The 21,023-nt window shown below is 62.7% G+C and carries 22 protein-coding genes and 1 pseudogene; 12 read left to right on the plus strand and 11 right to left on the minus strand.

What is annotated here, in order from left to right; all coding sequences use genetic code 11:
- The first annotated feature begins 40 nt into the window (after positions 1–40).
- Together dapE and NKH43_RS16395 are read left to right on the plus strand one after the other, a co-directional pair.
- Positions 41–1,240 (plus strand): succinyl-diaminopimelate desuccinylase, encoded by a 1,200-nt coding sequence (gene dapE, locus NKH43_RS16390; RefSeq protein ID WP_352484327.1) that lies wholly within the window; start codon positions 41–43, stop codon positions 1,238–1,240.
- 2 nt (positions 1,241–1,242) lie between these two features.
- Positions 1,243–1,851 carry a hypothetical protein gene (locus tag NKH43_RS16395; protein ID WP_023718193.1) on the plus strand — a complete coding sequence of 203 codons (609 nt, stop codon included), beginning with the start codon at positions 1,243–1,245 and terminating at the stop codon, positions 1,849–1,851.
- Here NKH43_RS16395 and truA read toward each other — a convergent pair.
- The 4 genes from truA to def are packed head-to-tail and all read right to left on the minus strand — an operon-like array spanning position 1,833 to position 4,589.
- Complete coding sequence (truA, locus tag NKH43_RS16400) at positions 1,833–2,588, minus strand: tRNA pseudouridine(38-40) synthase TruA (protein WP_352640283.1); 756 nt, start codon at positions 2,586–2,588, stop codon at positions 1,833–1,835. The two genes, NKH43_RS16395 and truA, sit on opposite strands and share 19 nt — an antisense overlap.
- An 18-nt stretch (positions 2,589–2,606) precedes the next feature.
- A complete protein-coding gene (locus tag NKH43_RS16405; protein WP_292662840.1) occupies positions 2,607–3,116 on the minus strand; it encodes a GNAT family N-acetyltransferase in 510 nt (169 codons plus the stop codon).
- Entirely contained in the window at positions 3,113–4,042 is a 930-nt protein-coding gene (fmt, locus tag NKH43_RS16410) for a methionyl-tRNA formyltransferase (RefSeq protein WP_352859017.1), read from the minus strand. The genes NKH43_RS16405 and fmt overlap by 4 nt, the downstream gene beginning before the upstream one ends.
- A gap of 16 nt (positions 4,043–4,058) precedes the next feature.
- Positions 4,059–4,589, minus strand: coding sequence for a peptide deformylase (def, locus tag NKH43_RS16415; RefSeq protein WP_023718189.1), 531 nt, complete (start codon positions 4,587–4,589; stop codon positions 4,059–4,061).
- Between the two features lie 103 nt (positions 4,590–4,692).
- Between def and NKH43_RS16420 the strand changes: the two genes are divergently transcribed.
- Positions 4,693–5,955 carry a DNA recombination protein RmuC gene (locus NKH43_RS16420; protein WP_023718188.1) on the plus strand — a complete coding sequence of 421 codons (1,263 nt, stop codon included), beginning with the start codon at positions 4,693–4,695 and terminating at the stop codon, positions 5,953–5,955.
- A gap of 43 nt (positions 5,956–5,998) precedes the next feature.
- Here the strand turns inward: NKH43_RS16420 and NKH43_RS16425 are convergent, their stop codons facing one another.
- The 3 genes from NKH43_RS16425 to NKH43_RS16435 form a co-directional block, all read right to left on the minus strand.
- Positions 5,999–6,403: a GFA family protein gene (locus NKH43_RS16425; protein ID WP_352484328.1), complete on the minus strand. Its 405-nt coding sequence runs from the start codon at positions 6,401–6,403 to the stop codon at positions 5,999–6,001.
- Positions 6,404–6,470: 67 nt separating this feature from the next.
- A complete protein-coding gene (locus NKH43_RS16430) occupies positions 6,471–7,433 on the minus strand; it encodes a cation diffusion facilitator family transporter (protein WP_352548083.1) in 963 nt (320 codons plus the stop codon).
- Between the two features lie 106 nt (positions 7,434–7,539).
- A complete protein-coding gene (locus tag NKH43_RS16435; protein ID WP_023718185.1) occupies positions 7,540–8,349 on the minus strand; it encodes a transglutaminase-like domain-containing protein in 810 nt (269 codons plus the stop codon).
- Between the two features lie 215 nt (positions 8,350–8,564).
- Between NKH43_RS16435 and NKH43_RS16440 the strand changes: the two genes are divergently transcribed.
- Both NKH43_RS16440 and sugE read left to right on the plus strand, forming a co-directional pair.
- Entirely contained in the window at positions 8,565–8,690 is a 126-nt protein-coding gene (locus tag NKH43_RS16440; RefSeq protein ID WP_013528464.1) for a hypothetical protein, read from the plus strand.
- A 153-nt stretch (positions 8,691–8,843) separates the two neighbouring features.
- Entirely contained in the window at positions 8,844–9,158 is a 315-nt protein-coding gene (gene sugE / locus NKH43_RS16445) for a quaternary ammonium compound efflux SMR transporter SugE (protein ID WP_023718184.1), read from the plus strand.
- An 83-nt stretch (positions 9,159–9,241) separates the two neighbouring features.
- Here sugE and NKH43_RS16450 read toward each other — a convergent pair whose 3' ends face one another.
- The gene (locus tag NKH43_RS16450; RefSeq protein WP_023718183.1) at positions 9,242–9,670 is read right to left on the minus strand and encodes a DUF6481 family protein; all 429 of its coding nucleotides are present in this window, start codon (positions 9,668–9,670) and stop codon (positions 9,242–9,244) included.
- A 231-nt stretch (positions 9,671–9,901) separates the two neighbouring features.
- Here NKH43_RS16450 and NKH43_RS16455 point away from each other — a divergent pair, with 231 nt between their 5' ends.
- The 3 genes from NKH43_RS16455 to NKH43_RS16465 all read left to right on the plus strand — a co-directional run bounded on the left by NKH43_RS16455 (position 9,902) and on the right by NKH43_RS16465 (position 13,386).
- Positions 9,902–10,948: an LLM class flavin-dependent oxidoreductase gene (locus NKH43_RS16455; protein ID WP_352858995.1), complete on the plus strand. Its 1,047-nt coding sequence runs from the start codon at positions 9,902–9,904 to the stop codon at positions 10,946–10,948.
- Positions 10,949–11,066: 118 nt separating this feature from the next.
- The gene (locus tag NKH43_RS16460; RefSeq protein ID WP_352858997.1) at positions 11,067–12,227 is read left to right on the plus strand and encodes an AI-2E family transporter; all 1,161 of its coding nucleotides are present in this window, start codon (positions 11,067–11,069) and stop codon (positions 12,225–12,227) included.
- Positions 12,228–12,384: 157 nt separating this feature from the next.
- The gene (locus NKH43_RS16465; protein ID WP_352858999.1) at positions 12,385–13,386 is read left to right on the plus strand and encodes an LLM class flavin-dependent oxidoreductase; all 1,002 of its coding nucleotides are present in this window, start codon (positions 12,385–12,387) and stop codon (positions 13,384–13,386) included.
- A gap of 157 nt (positions 13,387–13,543) precedes the next feature.
- Here NKH43_RS16465 and NKH43_RS16470 read toward each other — a convergent pair.
- Positions 13,544–14,165, minus strand: a pseudogene (locus tag NKH43_RS16470) (L,D-transpeptidase).
- A 254-nt stretch (positions 14,166–14,419) separates the two neighbouring features.
- Positions 14,420–15,439: a LacI family DNA-binding transcriptional regulator gene (locus tag NKH43_RS16475; protein WP_352859001.1), complete on the minus strand. Its 1,020-nt coding sequence runs from the start codon at positions 15,437–15,439 to the stop codon at positions 14,420–14,422.
- Between the two features lie 217 nt (positions 15,440–15,656).
- Between NKH43_RS16475 and NKH43_RS16480 the strand changes: the two genes are divergently transcribed.
- From NKH43_RS16480 to NKH43_RS16495, 4 genes are all read left to right on the plus strand, one after another.
- The gene (locus tag NKH43_RS16480; protein ID WP_352790260.1) at positions 15,657–17,240 is read left to right on the plus strand and encodes a sugar ABC transporter ATP-binding protein; all 1,584 of its coding nucleotides are present in this window, start codon (positions 15,657–15,659) and stop codon (positions 17,238–17,240) included.
- Entirely contained in the window at positions 17,237–18,550 is a 1,314-nt protein-coding gene (locus NKH43_RS16485; protein ID WP_352859003.1) for an ABC transporter permease, read from the plus strand. The genes NKH43_RS16480 and NKH43_RS16485 overlap by 4 nt, the downstream gene beginning before the upstream one ends.
- The gene (locus NKH43_RS16490; protein ID WP_023718175.1) at positions 18,547–19,512 is read left to right on the plus strand and encodes a substrate-binding domain-containing protein; all 966 of its coding nucleotides are present in this window, start codon (positions 18,547–18,549) and stop codon (positions 19,510–19,512) included. The genes NKH43_RS16485 and NKH43_RS16490 overlap by 4 nt, the downstream gene beginning before the upstream one ends.
- A gap of 161 nt (positions 19,513–19,673) precedes the next feature.
- Positions 19,674–20,426, plus strand: a complete 753-nt coding sequence (locus tag NKH43_RS16495; RefSeq protein ID WP_352859005.1) for a DUF5131 family protein — start codon at positions 19,674–19,676, stop codon at positions 20,424–20,426.
- Here the strand turns inward: NKH43_RS16495 and tcmP are convergent.
- Entirely contained in the window at positions 20,423–20,971 is a 549-nt protein-coding gene (gene tcmP / locus NKH43_RS16500; RefSeq protein WP_352640291.1) for a three-Cys-motif partner protein TcmP, read from the minus strand. The genes NKH43_RS16495 and tcmP overlap by 4 nt on opposite strands.
- Between the last annotated feature and the right edge of the window lie 52 nt (positions 20,972–21,023).

Consider the following 21,023-nt stretch of genomic DNA (forward strand, 5'->3'; position numbering starts at 1 on the left):
GCCGTGACAGACCTTGCGCTTTCGACTATCGCTTTTGCCCATGATGCTGCCTACCGATCCGGTTAGAAATCTCGCTGCACTCATCCGCTGTGCTTCCGTGACGCCCGCCGAAGGCGGTGCGCTGCGCGCGCTGGAGGCGATGTTGAAGCCGCTCGGCTTTGCGGTCGAGCGACCGGTGTTTTCCGAAGCCGGCACACCGGACATCGAGAACCTTTACGCGCGGCGTTCCGGCAATGGCCCGCATCTGATGTTTGCCGGCCATACCGACGTGGTGCCGGTGGGCGACGAGGCAGCCTGGACGCACCCGCCCTTTGGCGCCGAGATCGCCAATGGCGAGATGTTCGGCCGCGGCGCCGTCGACATGAAGGGCGGCATTGCTTGTTTCGTCGCGGCGGTGGCGCGACATGTCGAGCAGAAGGGCGGCCCGAAGGGGTCGGTCTCGCTGCTGATAACCGGCGATGAGGAAGGCCCGGCGATCAACGGCACGACGAAGCTGCTCGAATGGGCGGCCGCCAAAGGCGAGAAATGGGATGCCTCGATCGTCGGCGAGCCTACCAATCCCGACGCGCTTGGCGATATGATCAAGATCGGCCGGCGCGGCTCGCTATCGGGCACGGTCGTCGTCAACGGCCGCCAGGGCCACGCCGCCTATCCGCAGCTAGCCGACAATCCGGTGCGCGGCCTGGTGACGCTGGTCGACGCCTTGCTGCACCCCGTCTTCGACAACGGAACAAGGGATTTCCAGCCGACGAACCTTGAGGTGACCTCCATCGATGTCGGCAATCCCGCCACCAACGTCATCCCGGCGAAGGCAGCAGCTACCTTCAATATCCGCTTCAACGACACATGGACCGCCGAGACGATCCAGGCCGAGATCCACAACCGCCTCGACCGGGCGGCGAAACGCAAGAAATACCGCGCCGGCAAGAAGACGCCGGTCGACTACGAGATCGTCTGGCGCGACGGGCCGAGCCATGTTTTCCTGACACGCGACGACAGGCTGATCGAGACGCTTGGCGGTTCGGTCAAAGCGGTGACCGGCAGGAAGCCGGCGCTCTCCACCTCCGGCGGCACCTCCGATGCCCGCTTTATCAAGGATTATTGTCCGGTGGTCGAATTCGGCCTGGTCGGCAAGACCATGCACATGGTCGACGAACGTGTGGCGATTGCCGATCTCGAGACGCTGACGCAGATTTATCTGCGCTTCGTTGAAGACTGGTTTGCGCAGGACATATCCTAGTGATGCTTTCAGCGGATGAAACCTACGCTTCGCTTGCCGGCGCCTGGCGGCTGATGCTCGGCAAGGCCGATGGATTTCGCCTGCTCGACCTTTCGGCGGACGGTTTCTGGAACTCCTTTTTTGCCATCGTCGTCGCGGCGCCGGCATTGATCGTCGGCTGGGTCGGCATTGCCAACGAGATCGGCGATCCCGACGCATTCGTCGGCCGTTTCAGCATGTTGATCCGGCTGGCCACCGTCGATATCGGCGCCTGGGTGCTGCCGCTCATCGGCCTGGCCCTGGTCGCGCCGCGGGTCGGCGTCGGCAGCCGTTTCGTCCATTATGTCGTCGCCAGCAACTGGGCCTCGGCGATCATCGCCTGGATGATGCTGCCATCGGCGTTGATCCGGCTTTTTCTGACATCGGCCAACGAAGTCTCCGGGCTGGTGTCGCTGCTGCTGTTCGCGCTGTCAATGGTATTGACCTGGCGGATGACCAACGTTGCCATCGGCAGGGGTGCGGCTGTCGGCAGCGCTGTTTTTGCCGGCATGTTCGTGGCGTCGCTGATCGTCCTGTTCGGCCTGCAGGCGCTGCTCGGTATCAGCGTGCCGGATCAGCCAGGCGTCGGATAATCGACGCCGACTAGAAACAGCCCGTCGGGCGGCGCCACCTGACCGCAGGCCGCGCGGTCGCGCGCCTCGAGCGCGGCCTTGAGGTCGGCAATGGTCCAGCCGCCTTCGCCGACACGTTTGAGCGAGCCGACCATCGAGCGCACCTGGTTGTGCAGGAATGACCGCGCCGAAGCGCGGACTTCGATGAAATCGCCCGCCCGGCTGACATCCAGCCGGTCGAGCGTGCGGACCGGGCTGGTGGCTTGGCACTGGGTCGAGCGGAAGGTGGTGAAATCATGCCGGCCAAGCAGCACTTTTGCCGCTTCGTGCATGGCGGCGGCATCGAGCTGCTTCGGTACCCACCAGATCTTGCCCTTGTCGAGCGCTGCTGGCGCGCGGCGGTTGACAATACGGTACAGATAGTGGCGGCCGATCGCCGAGAAACGCGCATCGAAGCCATCCGGCACGACGGCGGCCTTCAGGATGGCGATGTGCGCCTTGGCCGCTTGCAGATGCGCGTTGACGGCGTCGCGCACCTTGTCGCCGGGCCATGCCTTGACCAGATCGACATGCGCCACCTGAGCGGTCGCATGGACACCGGCATCGGTGCGGCCGGCGGCGCGCAGAGAGACCTGCTCGCCGCAGAACTTCTCGATCGCCTGCTCGATCGCCTGCTGCACCGAAGGCTGATTGGCCTGGCGTTGCCAGCCGGCGAAGAGACTGCCGTCATATTCGATGTCGAGGCGAAAACGCGGCATTCCCGGATCGAGGCGAAATCAGGCGGCGAGGGCTGAGCCGAAGGCCGAGGCGTAGACCAGCCTGCCGGTCTCCGGCGCCTCGCCCCAGGCAAGCGCCTGCAAAGCCTCGCCTTGGTAGTCGCTCTCGAATTTCGCTGCACGGGCGCGGCTGTAGCCGAAGCGGCCATAGTAGGCCGGATCGCCGAGCACCACAGCGAGCGTCTCGCCGGCGGCTTTCAGGCGGATATGAGCCTCGCGGACCAGGGCACCGCCGATGCCGGTGCCGTGGAACGACGGCTCGACTGCCAGCGGCGCCAGCGCGACTGCCGGGAAGCTCTTGCCGCCATTCTGCACGAAGAGCCGTGAAAACAGGATATGGCCGACCACTTGCCCGTCTTCGTCCGCCACCAGTTCGACGACGGCATCACCGCCGGTGACCAGCGCGTCGACCAGTCCGGCCTCCGCCTGCTGGCCGAATGCGTGTTCTTCGACAAGGCGGATCGCCTCGCGGTCCCGCGGCGTCGCCGCGCGTATGGACATCATGCTCATGACAATTTCATCCCTTTTTCGAGCTTGGCCCCGCGCAGAAACTCCTGCGCGGCAATGGGCCTTCCGCCCGCACGTTGAACTTCGACCAGCCTGATCGCGCCTGACCCGCAGGCAACCGTCAGCCGGTCATCGAGAATTCCTCCCGGTTCGCCGGCGCCTTGCGAGAGCGTCGAGCGAAGCAGTTTCAGCCGTTCCATGCGGCCGCCGATTTCGGCCTCGCACCATGCACCGGGAAAGGGCGACAGGCCGCGAATCTGGTTGTGCACGTCGCCGGCAGGTCGCAGCCAGTCTATGCGAGTCTCCGATTTATCGATTTTCTTGGCGTAGGTCACCCCCACCTCCGCCTGTGTGGTAAATGTCAGCGTATTCCGCTCGAGCCGTTCGAGCGCTTGCACCATCAGCGCAGCACCCAGGATCATCAGCCGGTCGTGCAGATCGCCGGCCGTCATGTCGGGTCCAATGGCGCATTTTTCAACCATTGCCACAGGCCCGGTGTCGAGGCCTTCCTCCATCCGCATCACCATCATGCCCGTCTCGGTATCGCCGGCCATGATGGCGCGCTGGATAGGGCCAGCGCCGCGCCAGCGCGGCAATAGCGATGCGTGGCCATTGAGGCAACCGAGCCGCGGCGCCTCGAGAATAGGTTTGGGCAGAAGCAGCCCGTAGGCGACGACCACGGCGACATCGGCGCGCAAGGTGCGGAACGCCTGCTGCTCCGCCTCGCTCTTCAGCGACACCGGCGACCGCACCTCGATGCCAAGCCGCTCCGCCTCACGCTGCACCGGCGACGGCGTCAGCTCGAGCCCGCGCCGGCCTGCGGCGCGCGGCGGCTGCGTGTAGACGGCTGCCAATTCATGCCCTGCCCCGGCGATCGCTCGCAGCGTCTGCACGGAGAATTCGGGCGTACCCATGAAGATGACACGCAGGGGCATTCGTCGACCCCTATCCCACCATCTTGCCCGGCGCCTTGTCCCTGGCGAGCTTCTTGAATTTCTTGACCACCATGTCGCGCTTCAGCTTGGAGATGTGGTCGATGAACAGCACGCCGTTTAGGTGGTCGATCTCATGCTGCAGGCAGGTCGCCATCAGCCCCTCGGCCTCGATCTCCTGCAGCTTGCCGTCGCGATCGAGATACTTCACCCGCACCGCTGCCGGACGCTCGACCTCGGCATAGTAATCCGGGATCGACAGGCAGCCTTCCTCGTAGACCGAACGCTGGTCGGAGCTGTCGAGGATTTCGGGATTGATGAAGACGTGCGGTGCCGGCGTCTCGTCCTCCTTGGCGAGGTCGATCACCAGCAAGCGCAAGGGTTCGCCGACCTGGATCGCCGCGAGGCCGATGCCGGGCGCGTCATACATGGTGTCCAGCATGTCGCCGGCCAGTTTACGCAAATCACCGTCGACACGCTCGACCGGTTTTGAAACCTGACGCAGGACGGGATCGGGGAGGATGATAAGCGGCTTGATCGACATGGCGTCTCACCTAAGACCTCGCAGGAAAAGCGTCAACCGGGACGCCTTCTGGTCGTTCACGTTTTGATCTGTGCCGCCAGACCGAATCATCTATGCTGTCGGCATGAACGATCTGGCCACCATCCTGTCCGAACCTGTCGCCCGCCTCGGCGCCACCACGATCACGCTCGGCCATGCCCTGGGTTTCGGCGCAATGCTGTTCCTCGGCCTGTTCGTGGCGCTCGTCATTGCGCTCTGGCGATCGGCCAAGGCGCGTGCAATGGCGGCCGCCGAAGCCGCCGACCACGCCCGCGACGCCGAGGTGCGGATGGCCGGCATCTTGGCAAGCCAGGCGGAAATGCAGGGCCGTATGGGCGCTATCGCCGAAGTGTTCGGGGCGCGTCAGGCCGAACTGACCCAGTCGATCGGCCAGCGCCTCGACGCCATGACCGGCCGCCTCGGCCAGACCATGACCGAGCAGACGAGATCGACGCATGAGAGCCTCGCCAAGCTGCAGGAGCGGCTGGCGGTCATCGATATCGCGCAAGGCAACATCCAGTCGCTGGCCGGCCAGGTCGTGCAATTGCAGGCGATCCTTTCCAACAAGCAGACGCGCGGCGCCTTCGGCCAGTCGCGTATGGAAGCCATCGTCGCCGACGGATTGCCCCACGGCGCCTATGAATTCCAGGCGACCTTGTCGAATGGCAGCCGGCCCGACTGCCTGGTGAAGATGCCGAACGGCGCACCGTCGCTTGCCATCGATGCAAAGTTTCCACTCGAGGCCTGGAATGCCATCCGTGCCGCCGAAGGCGCCGACCTGCAGAAGTCCGCCGCTCAGGCTTTCCGCCGCGACATCGAGGTGCATGTCCGGGATATTTCCGAAAAATACCTGATCCAGGGCGAGACGCAGGACACTGCCTTCATGTTCGTGCCCTCGGAATCGGTGTTCGCCGAAATCCACGAGAATTTCGAGGCCGTTGTCCAAAAGGCGCATCGATCGCGGATCGTCATCGTCTCGCCATCGCTTTTGATGCTGTCGATCCAGGTCATCCAGGCGATCCTCAAGGATGCCCGTATGCGCGAGCAGGCGCACCTGATCCAGGGCGAGGTCATCCGGCTGATGGAAGACGTCTCTCGGCTCGACGAGCGGGTGCGCAAATTGCAGACGCATTTCGGTCAATCGGCCAAGGATATCGAGGACATCCTCGTCTCGACATCGAAGGTGACCAGGCGCGGACAAAAGATCGAGGCGCTGGAGTTTGGCGTGCAGCCGGCGGAGGACACCGCTGGGTCGAATGGCAGCGGAGCAAAAGCGGAAAGCAGCGCGCGTGTTGCCGATTCGAAAACCGGGCAGCTGAGGCTAAGGGTCGTCGAAGGCGACGATTGAGAGCTACGCCGGAACCGGAGCCGAGGCTTCGCCCGGTCTGGCGCTACTGCTCCTCGATGATGGTTGTGCCTTCGAATTCCGGCAGCCAATGCAGCGCCGAGCGATGCCAGATCTGCTTTCTCGGCACCAGTTGATCGCGCTGCCATGCCGTGCCGACCCTGATGCCGTAAACCTTCGGTCCCGCGCCCGCCGACGTGGCGTAGAGATGCGAGCCGCACTCACCGCAAAATGCCTGAGCGCGCTTGGCACCACTCGAACCGGTCTTGATGTAGATTTTCGGCGCGCCCTTGGTGATCGTGTAATTGTCCTCGGACGCCGGCACGGTGACGCGAAAGGCCGTTCCGGTTAGCTTCTGACAATCGATGCAGTGACAAATGGTGGTCTTTTCCGGATCGACCTCGGCCTCGTAAGTAATGGCGCCGCAATGACACCCGCCGTCGATTTTCATCTTCGTTCCTCCTGGAGCTTTTGCGCGCAATCATAACCGGGACTGCCCGATGGCGCAGCCATTTTCCTCAGGCCGGCTCCCCTCCGGACGCCGCCAAGGCCTTGCTCCGCCGTTCCCAGGTGCCGGTGGTCTGCGGCTTGACGAACAGGCGCGTGACCTCCGGCATCTCCGCCTTCAGCCGTGTCTCGAGGCGTTCGACACAGGTCTCTATCTCGGGCGCCGACAAGTGGTCCTCGAACTCGATGCTCAGAGCGGCGACGATCTCCTGAGGCCCCATATGGAGCGTCAGTACGCCATTTGCCCGCTGCACCGCCGGGTCCTGCTGGACAATGGCCAGCACTTTCATTTGCACCTCGGGCGAGGCCGGCTCGCCGAGCAGCAGGCTCTTGCTTTCGCGGGCCAGGAAGATCGCGGTCGCGCCCAGGATCAGCGCGATGCCGATCGACGCGGCGCCGTCGAGCTTCGGCATGTCCAGCAGTTCCGCCGCCAATATGCCGGCGAAGGCGACAACGAGGCCGAGAAGTGCCGCGCTGTCCTCGAAGAGTACGGTGTAGACACTCGGGTCCTTGCTGAGCTGCACCGCCTCGAGCCAGCCGTGGCTGCCTTTTTGGTGGCGGAACTCGTTCAGCGCCACCAGCCAGGAGGTGCCTTCGAACAGGAAGGAAAGGCCAAGTACAGCGTAGTTCACCTTTGCGTTGGCAATCGGCTCCGGCGCCATGATGTGCGTCACGCCTTCGTAGAACGATATGCCGGCGCCCAGTGCAAAGACGAGGAGCGCGACGATGAAGCTCCAGAAATACAGCTCGCGACCATGGCCTAGCGGATGCGTCCGATCGGCCGGCCGGGCGGCGCGGTGCATGCCGTAAAGCAGCAGGCTGCCATTGCCGGTATCGACGAGCGAGTGGACGCCTTCCGAGAGCATTGCCGAGCTGCCCGTGAACAAGGCAGCGGCGAATTTGGTCAGGGCGATCGCAAGATTGCCGGCGAGCGCCGCATAGATCACTTTTTTCGACCCGCCATGCGCCGCCATGGTGTGCTGCCTTGGTTGATGCACCGAGATTAGCGGAGCACGCCCACGCTCCACAGCTCGAACAACGCCCGAAGTGTCGAGTTGTTCAAAAGGGCAGCGCGAGAGGCTATTCGATGACCTCCTCCGTCCAGACCTTGAAGCCAGCCAGCGCGCCCGGTCCAAAAATGTGGGTGAGTGGGACATCGGCGGCATCGCGTCCGGAGGCAATCAGGATGCGGCCGATGCGCGGCGCGTTGTTGCGCGGGTCGAACGCGTGCCAGCGGCCGCCGAGATAAACCTCCATCCAGGCGGCGAAATCCATGTCCGACCACGGCTTTGGCAGGCCGATATCGCTGATATAACCGGTGCAGTAGCGGGTCGGGATGTTCAGGGCGCGGCAGAAGGCGACTGCGAGGTGGGCAAAGTCGCGGCACACACCACTCTGCTCGCGATAGGCTTCGGCTGCGGTGCGTGTCGGCCGTGCATTGAAATAGTTGAAGACGATATGGTTATGGACGAAGTCGCAGACCGCCTGGACGCGCGGGATGCCGAGCGGGGTATTGCCGAACAGCCGCCAGGCTTCGTTCGCCAGCACGTCGCTCTCGCAATAGCGGCTGGGCAGCAGGAACAGCAGCGTCTCCGACGGCAGATCGCGCACCTCATGCTGCCATGCCGTCAGCTCGCGCGTCTCGAAGGAGCCGGGGTCGCGGATGACCGCGTCCGTGCCGAACGCAAAGCGCCCGGCCGGCGCAACGAGACGGTTGCACCAATTGCCGAAACTGTCGCGATAGCTTTCGATCGGCACCGGCGGGTTCGACGTCAGGAAGTCCGGCCGCTCGAGATCGGATGCGCGCGAATAATGGACGTTGAGCATCGCGATCAGCGGTGTTTCCTGCGGGAAGTCGAAGCTCATCTGGCAACCGATGTGGATCCGCATTGTCGTCCTGACCGGACTGCGCGATCATCAGCCGGCGAAACGCAAGGGCTGATGCTGCAGTGCGAAGAGGACCATCGCACGGACCGCTGCGGTTTACGAGGGAATTAGAAACCGGTTGACAGCCATCGGCCAAGGCGACTGCACGGCAGCGGCCTCTTGCAGTCTAGCGTTTTCTCTTGTTTCACTTCGCCAGACATCAACCGGAGGAACGAATCATGGCTAAAGGTGCGATGAAGGCAGGCAAGGAAGCCCGCAAGCCGAAGAAGGACGCGAAGAAACCCGCTCCGGCGCCGGCCCTGAAGGCACCGCCGGTGAAGGCGATGAAGCTGAAGGACAAGTAGGGCCGCAGCTACCGTTTTGGCTTATTTCGACCGGCCGCAAATGCGGCCGGTATTGTTGTTCATTAAGCGCACGAGCATCCCATATGGATGCGGCGAAGATAGTTTTTGCGCTTTCAAGAGATCGGCCGGGAGCCATCGAAACGGAGCGTTCCGATGTCGTGGATTTTCCTGTTCTTCGCCGGCCTGTTCGAGATCGGCTGGGCGATCGGCCTAAGATACACCGACGGATTCTCGAAGCCGCTGCCAACCGTCCTGACGGTAGCCTCGATGATTGTCAGCCTGACCTTGCTCGGCCTGGCGCTGAAGGCACTGCCGGTCGGCACAGCCTATGCGGTATGGACCGGCATCGGCACCGTCGGCACGGCGCTGTTGGGGATATGGCTGCTCGGGGAGCCGGCGACCGCGATCAGGCTGGCCTGCATCGCGCTCATCGTTTGCGGCATTATGGGACTGAAGCTCGCGGCTTAAGTCGGCCCGACAGACCAAACGCCTTCAGGGCCGCTGCAAGGCGGCCCTGATTCTTGAATTCGGCTGATCAGCGCCGGAAGGCGCTATCGGGCGGAGAAGCCGGGCGGCGTCCTGCCGGTGCGCTGCTTGCGCGCGGCATAGCGTGCGTCACGCTTGGCCTTGCGTTCGGCCTCGTCGGCAAGAAAACGGGCGATGCGCTCGTTCTCTTCAGCTTCCCGGATCTTCGCTTCGGCCTGTGCTGCCTCTTCGGCGGCAATGCGTGCCGCTTCGGCAGCTGCCTCGCGCTCGGCCTTTTCGGCCGCTTCGCGCGCCAGCTTTTCCTGCTTCAGCCTGGCCTTTTCGGCCTCGCGTATCGCGCGGGCCTCGAGGATTGCCTTGCGCTCGGCCTGTCGTGCCAGCACCGCTGGATCATCTGCCGCCGGCTTTGCCTTGAAGCGCTCCAGAAGCGCCTTCTTTGCCTCGTTTGCGGCATTGCGCCGCTCGAAAACGTCTTTTTCCCTGTAGATAGCCAAGTCCACTTCCCTGGAGTCAATTTGCGAGGCTTACATACGCGTGAAAACCGAGAGTTCAAGCGCCAAAACGGTATGCCAGCCATGAAATTCTGATCTGTTGCAAGCGGGAGACGCCATTTCGATCGAATTCGGCTGAAAGCCACCCGCACTGTTCACCATCCAGGCCTCTGGCGGCGCAGCGGACTGATCGCTACCTGTAGCGCCAAGACAAAACGCTAGGATGACACCACTATGGAACTCGGTCTCCACACCTTCGCTGACGTCAGCCCGGAACCGGGTCCCGGTGCGATCGGTGCGCATGAGCGGCTGCGTAACCTGATCGAGGAGATCGAGCTCGCCGATCAGGTCGGGCTGGACGTCTTTGGTCTCGGCGAGCACCACCGTCCCGACTATGCTGCCTCCGCTCCGGTGGTGGCGCTGGCGGCGGCTGCCGAACGAACCAAGCGCATAAGGCTGACCAGCGCGGTCACCGTTTTGTCCTCCGACGATCCGGTGCGCGTCTTTCAGCAGTTTGCCACCCTCGATCTTCTGTCCGGCGGCCGGGCCGAGATCATGGCCGGGCGCGGCTCGTTCATCGAATCCTTTCCGCTGTTCGGCTATAATCTCGACTATGACGAGCTCTTTGCCGAGAAGCTCGACCTGCTGCTCGCCATCCGTGATCATGTCAAGGTGACCTGGTCGGGCAGTCTGCGCGCGCCGATCAACGATCGCGGCGTCTATCCCCGGCCCTTTCAGGACAAATTGCCGATCTGGATCGCGATCGGTGGTACGCCGCAATCGGCGGCGCGGGCTGGCGTACTCGGGTTGCCGCTGGCTCTGGCGATCATCGGCGGCGAACCGGCGCGGTTTGCACCACTGTTCGACATCTACAGGGATGCAGCCAGGCGGGCCGGCAGCGATCCGGCGAGCCTTGCCACCAGCCTCAACGTGCACGGCTTCATCGCCGACCAGGCAGCCGACGATTTCTACAGGCCGCAGGCCGAAGTGATGAACCGCATCGGCCGCGAGCGCGGCTGGCGGCCGACGTCGCGGGCTCATTTCGACCAATCGCGCGGCCCGAACGGCGCCCTGTTCGTCGGCAATCCAGAACAGGTGGCGCACAAGATCATTGCCCAGCACAGGATATTCGGCAACGACCGCTTCCTGCTGCAAATGGCGATCGGCACCATGCCGCACGCCAAGGTCATGAAGGCTATCGAACTCTACGGCACCAAGGTGGCGCCGATCGTGCGCCGGGAAACTGCGAAGGCCGTCGCCGCGGCAGCGCCGGTTGCCTGATTCACCAGCAAAGCCGCGAGGCGGCCTTGCCGGTGACGCCGGCTAACGGAACCTTGAAGCCGCAGAGGCGTTTTCGCCAACGGTCTACACCAATCGCGGTGTGCCGCCGAGGGTCAGAATGAAGGCCGAACCCGCCGCTTCGGGCGCAAGCGCTGCCGAAAGCCCGGATTCGCGCGTCGAGGCGCGGGCGGATGCGCATCTGATGCGTTCGCTGCTCGTCGGCATCTTCATCCTCATGGCGATCTACGCGCTTTACTTCGCCCGCGCCTTCTTCATGCCGGTCATTCTGGCTTTTCTGCTGGCGCTGACGCTGACGCCGATCGTTCGCTTCCTGCGCAGGCATGGCATGCCCGATGTCATTTCGGCGACACTGCTGGTGCTGCTTTCGTTTTGCCTCGTCGCCGTCGCGGGATATCTGCTCAGCGGCCCGGTCATCGACCTCATCAACAACACCTCGACGATCGGCCAGCAGCTTACCGAACGTCTGGCACAACTGCGCCGTCCGTTCGAACGGATCGTGGAGATTTCGCGCCAGATCGAGGGCCTGACACAGACGTCCCAGGAGCCGGGCGTTCAGAGGGTGGCGATGGCGCCATCGGGTATTCTCTCGCAGGCCGCCGGCAATGTGCTGTCGGCCAGCGCCAGCGTCACCATCGTCTTCGTCCTGTCGCTGTTCCTGCTCGCCTCGGGCACGATGTTCTATGAAAAGATCGTCCAGTCCTTCCCCAGTCTAAGCGAAAAGAAGCGGGCGCTGCGCGTAGTCTATGACGTCGAGCGTGAAATCTCGCACTATCTGCTTACTGTCACGGTCATCAATACATGTCTCGGCGTGGTCATCGGGCTCGGCCTGTGGGCACTCGGCGTGCCCAACGCGCAGGTCTGGGGCGCGGCAGCGGCCATGCTCAATTTCCTGCCCTATATCGGGGCGCTGACCACCATCACGCTGGTCACGATCATCGCGCTGATCAGCTTCGACACGATTTCCTATGCGCTGCTGGCGCCGGCCTTCGTCCTCTTATGCGACGTCGTCGAAGGCCAGTTCGTGACGCCGACGGTGGTCGGCCGCCGTCTCGAGATCAACGCCGTGGCGATCCTGATCGCCATCGCCTTCTGGTCGTGGCTATGGGGTTTCGTCGGCGCGCTGATGGCGGTGCCGCTGCTGGTCGTCATCAAGGTATTCTGCGATCATTTCGACGGTCTCAGCCATGTCGGCAATTTCCTCGCGGCGCAGCACACGGCGGTAATCGAGGATGAAGAGATTTCCGAGCCAAAAAGGTAGCGGCTTAAGAGCCCAAAAGCGTCACTGATTGGTGTGCATATCAACGACCTTGCATCGGTTGCACATCCGTCGGGCGCACAGCGCTCTATCAACATTTTGAATTTGCCGCCCCGGCAACGGCTTCCTACATCCGTCCGGTCCACAGGAATCCCCGCCGATGACCGCTCTTTCCGTTCTCGACCTGTCGCCGATCGTCGAAGGCAGCAATGCTTCGCAGTCGCTCGCCAATTCGCTCGATCTCGCCCGTCATGCCGAGCGGCTGGGATATAAGCGCTACTGGCTGGCTGAGCATCACAACATGCCAGGCATCGCCAGCGCCGCCACCTCGGTGGTCATTGCCCATGTGGCCGGAGGTACCCGTACGATACGCGTCGGCGCCGGCGGCGTCATGCTGCCCAATCATTCGCCACTTGTCATCGCCGAGCAATTCGGCACGCTCAACGCTCTGCATCCCGGCCGCATCGATCTCGGCCTCGGCCGGGCGCCCGGCACCGACATGCCCACGGCACGGGCGCTGCGCCGCAACCTCGACGCTGGCGCCGACAATTTCCCGCAGGACGTCGTCGAGCTGATCGGTTACTTCCAGCCAGCCGAAGACGGCCAACGCATCCGCGCGGTGCCCGGCGAAGGCGAAAAGGTGCCGATCTGGATTCTCGGCTCCAGCCTCTACGGCGCGCAGCTTGCCGCCACGCTCGGCCTGCCCTACGCCTTCGCTTCGCATTTTGCGCCGGCCGAGCTCGACCATGCGCTGGAGATCTACCGCTCGCGCTTCCAGCCTTCGGAGCAGCTCGACAAGCCCTATGTGATGCTCGGCCTCAATGTCTTCGCTGCTCCTTCCGATGCCGAGGCGCGGCTGTTGTTCACCTCGCTGCAGCAAGCCTTCGTCAATCTGCGCACCGGCCGGCCCGGCCGATTGCCGCCGCCGGTCGAAGGATATGAGCGCGACCTCGATCCAATGGCCAAGACCATGCTCGGCCAGGCGCTTTCCTGCGCCGTCGTCGGCTCCCCCGAAACGGTCAGGCAAGGCATCGAGGCATTCGTGCGCCGCACCGGCGCCGACGAACTGATGGTCACAGCGGAGATTTTCGACCATGCGGCGCGGGTGCGCTCGTTCGAGATCCTGACCGACGCCCACAAATCGCTGTCGGAAGCTGCCTGAGAGCTGGTTCGCCACTTGGCACTGTTGCGGGCAAAGCCGGCCTTAGGCAGGGAACATCGCGAACAGGTGTGCGAAGACATCGCGAACAGTTCGCGCGCTTTACGCGGAGAGTTTTCGATCCGTCATGCTCGTCTGTTAGACGGAAACGCGGCGTCTACTAAATGACGATCACCTTGGTGCCGATTGTGGAGCGGTTGTAGAGATCGGTGATGTCCTGGTTCATGAGGCGAATGCAGCCCGCCGACACAGCTTTGCCGATGGACCACCATTCAGGGCTACCGTGCAGGCGATCCAGTGTCACCTTTCTCGTTGAAAAGATAGAGCGCCCGCGCCCCGAGCGGGTTCATGAGTCCGCCCTCCATATGAGCCGGTATGATGCGGCCCCGCTTCTGCTCGCGCACGATCATCGCAGACGGCGCGCTCCAATCCGGCCATTCGCGCTTCCTCGCAACGTGAGCAGTGCCATGCCACTCGAAGCCCGCCTTGCCAACGCCGATTCCGTAGCGCAGCGCCTGACCGTCTCCCAACACGTAGTAGAGGAACTTCGCTCCTGTATCGACAATGATGGTGCCAGGCGCCTCTTCAGTCGCATAAGGCACTGTCTGCCGATGGAACTTTTGGTCAACCTTGTAGATCGGAACCGGCGGAACGCGAAAACCGGCGTCGGTGACGCCGCCATAGGCCGAGGGGAAAGTCTTTAATGCGCCGCCGGTGGTGCAGCCGAAGAATGCGACCATCCCAGCAAGTACCAGCCCGATTAGGATCGATTTCACGCACATGACTCAAGCCGGCGCCCGTGTAGGCGATCAGCCGCATCTCGTCATATTCCTAATCCGACATGCTTCGATTGCCAAGATTTTCCTGCTTGTCGGCGGGCTGATTGTTGCCCACTTGGCTCGATCGGCGCCGCGTCCTTCAATTGCTCGGTTTTCGAACGACGAACGCCCGTAGCGGCTGCGAAGGGCCGGGGTCGGCAGGACAGAGGGAGCGCTGTCCGTCCGGCATTACAACGTTTCTGAACAGAGCCCAAGCGCTACGCGCTGACGCTTTGTGCGATCGCGCCAAGTGGCCGGCATGAATTGCGGATCATCAGGCGTCCCTTGAGCGTCAGCTTGCGCGGCGGCGCATCCCTGTTGCCGGCGAGCCGGTCGAGCAGCAGATTGGCCGCCTGTTCGCCAATCGCCTGCACCGGCTGTGCGACCGTGGTCAATTGCGGCCGGAACACATCCGACCACGGAAAATCGTCGAAGCAGGCGACCGAAATATCCTCCGGACAGGACAGGCCGATATCGCGGATGGCCTTCATCGTGCCGATCACCATCGGGTTGTTGGCCGAAAAGATGGCGCTCGGCCGGTCGTGCAGCGAAAGCAGCTGCATGGTGGCGTTGTAGCCATCGACTTCGTGGAAATTGCCGAAGCGGACGAGCTCGGGCTCGGCCGGCAGGCCCGCGGTCTGGAGGGCTTCCCGGTATCCCGCCATGCGGTCATGCATCGGCGAGATATCGAACGAGCCGGAGATGTAGCCGATGCGCCGATGGCCGAGATCGATCAGATAAGTGATGGCGTCGAACACCGCGCGCTGATTGTCGAGAACGACGGCATCGGTGTCGACACCCTGGCAAATACGGTCGAGTAGCACGACCGGCACATTGGCGTCGTCGACAATCCGTTTGAGGATCGCGCCGTCGCCGACACGCGCGACGATCAGCCCGTCGACCATCCGGTCGAGCAGCAGCCTGATCTGGTCGTCCTGCGTGTTCAGGTGCTCGTCGGTGCAGCACAGCATGACGGCGTAGCCGGCCCTGTCGAAAGCCTGCTGGATCACCGAAACCACGTCGGTAAAGAACGGGTTGGTGATGTGTGGGACGGTGAGCCCGATGGTGCGTGTGGTGCCCATCTTGAGGCTGCGGGCGATGGCGTTGCGCTTGTAACCGATGTCGCGGATCGCCTGTTCGATGCGCTGGCTGAGCTCGGGGCTGACGGTCGCGGTGCCGTTGATCAACGCCGATACGGTGGCCACGGAAACACGCGCCGCTTCGGCCACGTGAAGCATGGTCGGTGCAGTGGATTTGCGCTGCTTTTTTCGTCCTGACGCTGTCATTTTCGAAACGTTTCACCACTCCGCGGCAGCAATACGTACGGAATCTTATGGTTTTGCGCAAGAATTGAAATGGAACAGTCTTCGACACCAGATATTGGCTTGACATGATCGAAACGTTTAGATTAGCGTTTGAGGCGTTCGGTGACGACGGAGGGAGGCCGTCCTTGTCATGCAGCACGGCAATTCCATCCCTGCGGAAGGCGTTATGGCGGACGGCTCGGCTATCGTGCTGAGCGCCGAGCACATCTCCAAGTCCTTCGGCGGCATCGCCGCGCTTGTCGATGTCGGCTTCGAACTGCGGCGCGGCGAGGTCCATGCGCTGATGGGCGAGAACGGCGCCGGCAAGTCGACGCTGATGAAGATACTATCCGGCGTCTATACGGACTATAATGGAACGGTCAGTATCGATGGCCATCCGGTGCGCTTTGCCGGCGTCCGCGAAGCCGAGCGCGCCGGCATCGCCATCATCCATCAGGAGCTGAACCTCGTTCCCGAACTCAGCGTCGCGGACAATATCTTTCTCGGCCGCGAGAAGCTGATCGCCGGGCTGATTGTCGACCGCAAGGCGAGCAGCCGCGCTGCCGGCGCGCTCTTGCAAAGGCTCGGCATCGAGCTCGACCCGGATGCGCGCGTCGGTGCCTTGCGCGTCGGCGAACAGCAGCTGGTCGAGATCGCCAAGGCGCTGTCTATGTCGGCGCGCATTCTGATCATGGACGAGCCGACCTCGGCGCTGTCGCCAGCCGAATGCCAGCGGCTGTTCCGCATCATCCGCCAGCTCGCCGATAGCGGCGTGGCGATCGTCTACATTTCGCACCGCATCGACGAGGTCATGCATCTGGCCAGCCGGGTCACCGTGTTTCGCGATGGACGCCACGTCCTGACGCAGACGATGGACAAGCTCGACGAAGACGCCATAATTTCGGCGATGGTCGGGCGAAACCTGCTTGCTTCCTCCCAGGAGCACCGCATCCCCGGTGGCAACACCATCCTTTCCGTAAGCGAGCTGTCGCTATCGAAGCCCAATCGCCATGGCTGGCGCACCGTGCTCGACGGCGTCAGCTTCGATCTTGCCGCAGGAGAAATCCTCGGTATCGGCGGGCTGCTGGGCTCGGGCCGTACCGAAATCCTGGAAACGATCTTCGGGTCCAGCGGAGGACGTGCTGGCGGTGAGATCAGGCTCGATGGCGAGGCAGTAGAAATCCGTTCGCCGCGCGATGCGCGCCGGCTCGGCATCGCCCTGGTCACAGAAGACCGCAAGACGCAAGGCCTGCATCTCGAGGCCTCGATCACCGACAATGTCGCGCTGCCGCTGGTCGGCGCGCTGGCGCGGTTCGGCCTGCGCTCGCTGGCCGGCGAGCAAGGGCTGGCACGGGACGCCGTCAAGGCGCTCGGTATTCGCTGCGAAACCGTCGAGCAGCCGGCCGGCACGCTGTCCGGCGGCAACCAGCAGAAGGTCGTCATCGGCAAATGGCTGGCGACGAGGCCACGGGTGCTGCTGCTCGACGAGCCGACGCGCGGCATCGATGTCGGCGCCAAGCGGGAAATTTACGATCTCATCTTCAAGCTGGCGCGAGACGGGCTGGCGATCGCCGTCATCAGCTCGGAATTGCCGGAGCTGCTGCATCTTTCCGACCGTATCCTGGTCATGGCCGATGGCCGCCAGACGGGAATCCTGTCCCGCGCGCAAGCCAGCGAGGAGGCCATCATGCGGCTTGCAGCGCCGCGACGGACCATGACGAGGCCTGCTGCATGAGCATTTTGCATATCCTGTCCCGGACGAAGCTCTATTGGGGCCTGATCGCAATCTTCCTGATCGGCGTGCTTGGCTCGCCGATCAGCTCCAAGGGCAACAACATCTTCCTGTCCTACGGCAACCTGCTCGATGTGCTGCGCCAGGTGTCGACCACGGGGCTGATTGCCACTGGCATGACGGCGGTAATCATCACTGGCGGTATCGACCTTTCCGTCGGCTCGCTGATGGCGATCTGCACGGTGGTCTGTGCCATGCTGCTGACGGTCCCCGGCGTGACGCCGGCGGTGGTGCTGGGGGTGCCGACAGTTGCCGTGGCAGCCCTTTGCCTCGGCATTCTCGTCACTCGTTTCATCCTGCTGAACATCGAAAAATCCCGCGCCGGCGCGCAGGCCACGCACGACATCAGGTTGGATAGCGTTCGTGGGCTGGTTACCCCCGGCATTGTCGGGGTGATCCTGTGCAGTCTGGTGCTGTGGTTCCTGCTGCCCCAGGTAGGTTCAAAATTCGGCGTGCTCGGCGTGTTGCTGGTGGCGCCTTGCGTTGGCCTGCTGTTCGGCGCGCTCAACGGCTTCATCATCGTCGCCGGGCGGCTGCAGCCCTTCATCGTGACGCTGGCGATGATGGTCACTGCGCTCGGCATCGCCCGGCTGACCGCCGGCCAAAACAATGCGGTGCTGCCGGTCTATACCGGTTCGAACGCCACGGCCGATTTCGAAATGCTGCGCTCGCTGGTGTTCGGCGTGATTCCGATGCCGGGCCTGTTCTTCCTCGGCGCGATCCTGATCTACGGCGCCGTGCTGCGCTTCACGCCGTTTGGCCGCTATGTCTATGCCATCGGCGGCAATGAGGAAGCGGCCCGGCTGTCCGGCATCGCCGCCGGCCGCGTCAAGATCGCCACCTACGCGGTTTCGGGGCTGCTGGCCGGCATCGCGGCGGTGCTCTATGTCGCGCAATACCGGCAAGGCAAGCCGGACGCCGGCGCCGGGCTGGAGCTCGACGCGATCGCCGCCGTGGTCATCGGCGGCACCAGCCTGATGGGCGGACGCGGCAGCCTCACCGGGACGTTCTGCGGCGTGCTGATCTTCGGGCTGCTCTCTAACATCCTGCAGCTGCACAACATCAATTCGAACCTTCAGCTGGTGCTGAAGGGGATGATCATCGTCGGTACCGTGCTCGTACAGGAGCGCAATGCCGGCGATCTTCTCTTCTATCTGCGATCGCCCGGTGGGCAAGCGCACAAGGAAACGGCCGCGGCAAAGCGGCCGTCGCAAGAGACCGCGTCTCTGAATATTGGAGGAAACAAGAAATGAAACGACGTGAATTGTTGAAGCTTGCCGCGCTGACAGCGGCACTCCTGACCACGACCGCGATGCTTGCCAGCGGTGCCCACGCGCAGGACAAGAAATGGAAAATCGGCTTCTCGCAGGTTACGACCATCGAACCCTGGCGTGCCCAGTTCAACAAGGACATCCTGGCCGAAGCGGCCAAGCATCCGGAAGTCGAGCTGATCGTAACCGACGGCGAGGACAAGACCGAGAAGCAGGTCGCCGATGTCGAAAACCTGATCCGTCAGGAGGTCGATGCGCTCTTGGTGTCGCCGAAAGAGTCCGCCGGCCTGACCGGTGTCGTGCAGCAGGCGATCGATGCCAAGATCCCGGTCTTCGTGCTCGACCGCAACGTCGAAACCAACGACTACACGCAGTTCGTCGGCGGCGACAACAAGCTGATCGGCCGGGCTGCCGGTGAATATGCCGTCGAGCTGCTTGGCGGCAAGGGCAAGGCCGCCGGCAACGTCGTCGAAATCTGGGGCGGCATGGGCACCCAGCCGGCGCATGACCGCCATGACGGCTTCCATGAATTCACCGACAAGGAGCCGGGTATCAAGAACCTGCTCGACCAGCAGTCGGGCGACTGGAAGCAGGACCAGGCCTACAACATCATGGCCACGGCGCTGCGCAACAACGAAAAGATCGATCTCGTCTACGGCCACAATGATCCAATGGCCTATGGCGCCTATCTTGCCGCCAAGGACGCCGGACGTGAGAAGGACATCAAGTTCATCGGCATCGACGGCCTGCCCAATGAAGGCGTGCAACTCGTCGCCAATGGCGAGCTGACGGCGACGTTCACTTATGTGACGCCGGGCGCCGAAGGGCTGCGGCAGGCGATCAAGTTCCTGAACGGCGAGAAGGTGGAAAAGACCATCATCCTGCCGACGCAGAAGATCACCAAGGAAAATGCTGCCCAGATCCTGAAGGACAACGGCCTCTGAAGCCTATTGCCGGAGAAGGCGGCTCCGGTGTTCAGGATTCGGCCACGGCTCTCCTGCTCTTTGGGTGGGAAAGCTGTGCCGAACCCTACTCAGTCGTCAAAACCCGATAACGGAAGCTTCATCACCTTGAATTAACCATCAACGTGAAGGAGGATCTTCCTATGGCTGAGACCTCAATCGAATGGACCGACGCGACGTGGAACCCGGTGGCCGGCTGCACGATCCTAACCGTCGGCTGCACGAACTGCTACGCGATGCGCATGGCGGCACGGCTAGAAGCCATGGGCGTGAACAAATATCAGGGCCTGACGCGCAAGACGGGCGGCCGAGCGAAGTGGACCGGCAAAGTAATGACCGATCCGAAATCACTGTCGATCCCTGTAACTTGGTCGAAACCACGCCGCGTTTTCGTGAACTCGATGTCTGATCTCTTTCATGTCGACGTGCCGGCAGATTTCATTCGACAGGTATGGGCTGTGATGGAAGAGACGCCGCGGCATACGTATCAGATTCTGACGAAGCGCCCGGAAGTTATGGCCAAGGTTCTGACTCGTGGCGACTTTCCCGTTCTGCCGAATGTCTGGCTCGGGACCAGTGTTGAAGATCATCGAGTGCTGGGTCGGCTGGATGACCTTCGCCGTGCACCAGCAGCAATCCGGTTCGTTTCTCTAGAGCCGTTGATCGGGTCTGTAGCCGGTGCCAATCTCACCGATATTCATTGGGCGATCGTTGGCGGTGAAAGCGGGCCAGGGGCACGATATATGAATCCTCACTGGGTCGACGAGATCCAAACGATGTGCCGACGCGCGGGCACGGCATTCTTCTTCAAGCAGTGGGGAGGCAATAACAAGAAAGCCGCCGGCCGCACGCTCAATGGTCGTATCTACGATGAAATGCCGGCAGCTACCGCCTAGAAAAGGTTGCCTTGTCTCTGCTTGTTAGCCGCGACCTTCCAAAACGCCAGAGCGAGTTCATGCTTGGCGACTAGCAGGAGCCAATAAAGCGGCTGGTTGCCGGGCCCGGTTATTAGCTTGGGTTCCGGGGAGGGCCACACGCCAAGTCGCCCAACAAGCTCGGACCAATAGCGCAAAATTGCCTGGCGTGTTGCCTTGGCGTTTCCCGCTTTGATGGCGCTACGCCAGCCAGGAATGAAGGCATCGAAAACCGCCGAGTCGCCCGACGAGTATTTGTCGAGGTTTCGCTGCAGGTCCATCTGACTGACATGTACGAGTATGTCGACGTATCGGAGGTCTGACAGCGTCCTAATCATCTCGAAATTGAGAGTCTCCAGGTTGTAAGGATCCAGGTATGCGAAGTTCAGGCTATGAGGATTCACAAGGCTGACGATCGTCTTGATGGTGGCAACAGCATTACCCGTGATAGCCACGACCGGAGCGTTCAGCGCGCGTAGCCGTTTCTCGCAAGCCGGGACTGTCGGGAATTCTGTGCGCGAGGCCATGATGATGGAAAGGAGAGAATCATCGCATGGCTATTGAGAAGGAACTTCTGGA

Origin of the sequence: Mesorhizobium sp. M1163 (assembly GCF_040318415.1) — a bacterium.
Classification (GTDB): domain Bacteria; phylum Pseudomonadota; class Alphaproteobacteria; order Rhizobiales; family Rhizobiaceae; genus Mesorhizobium.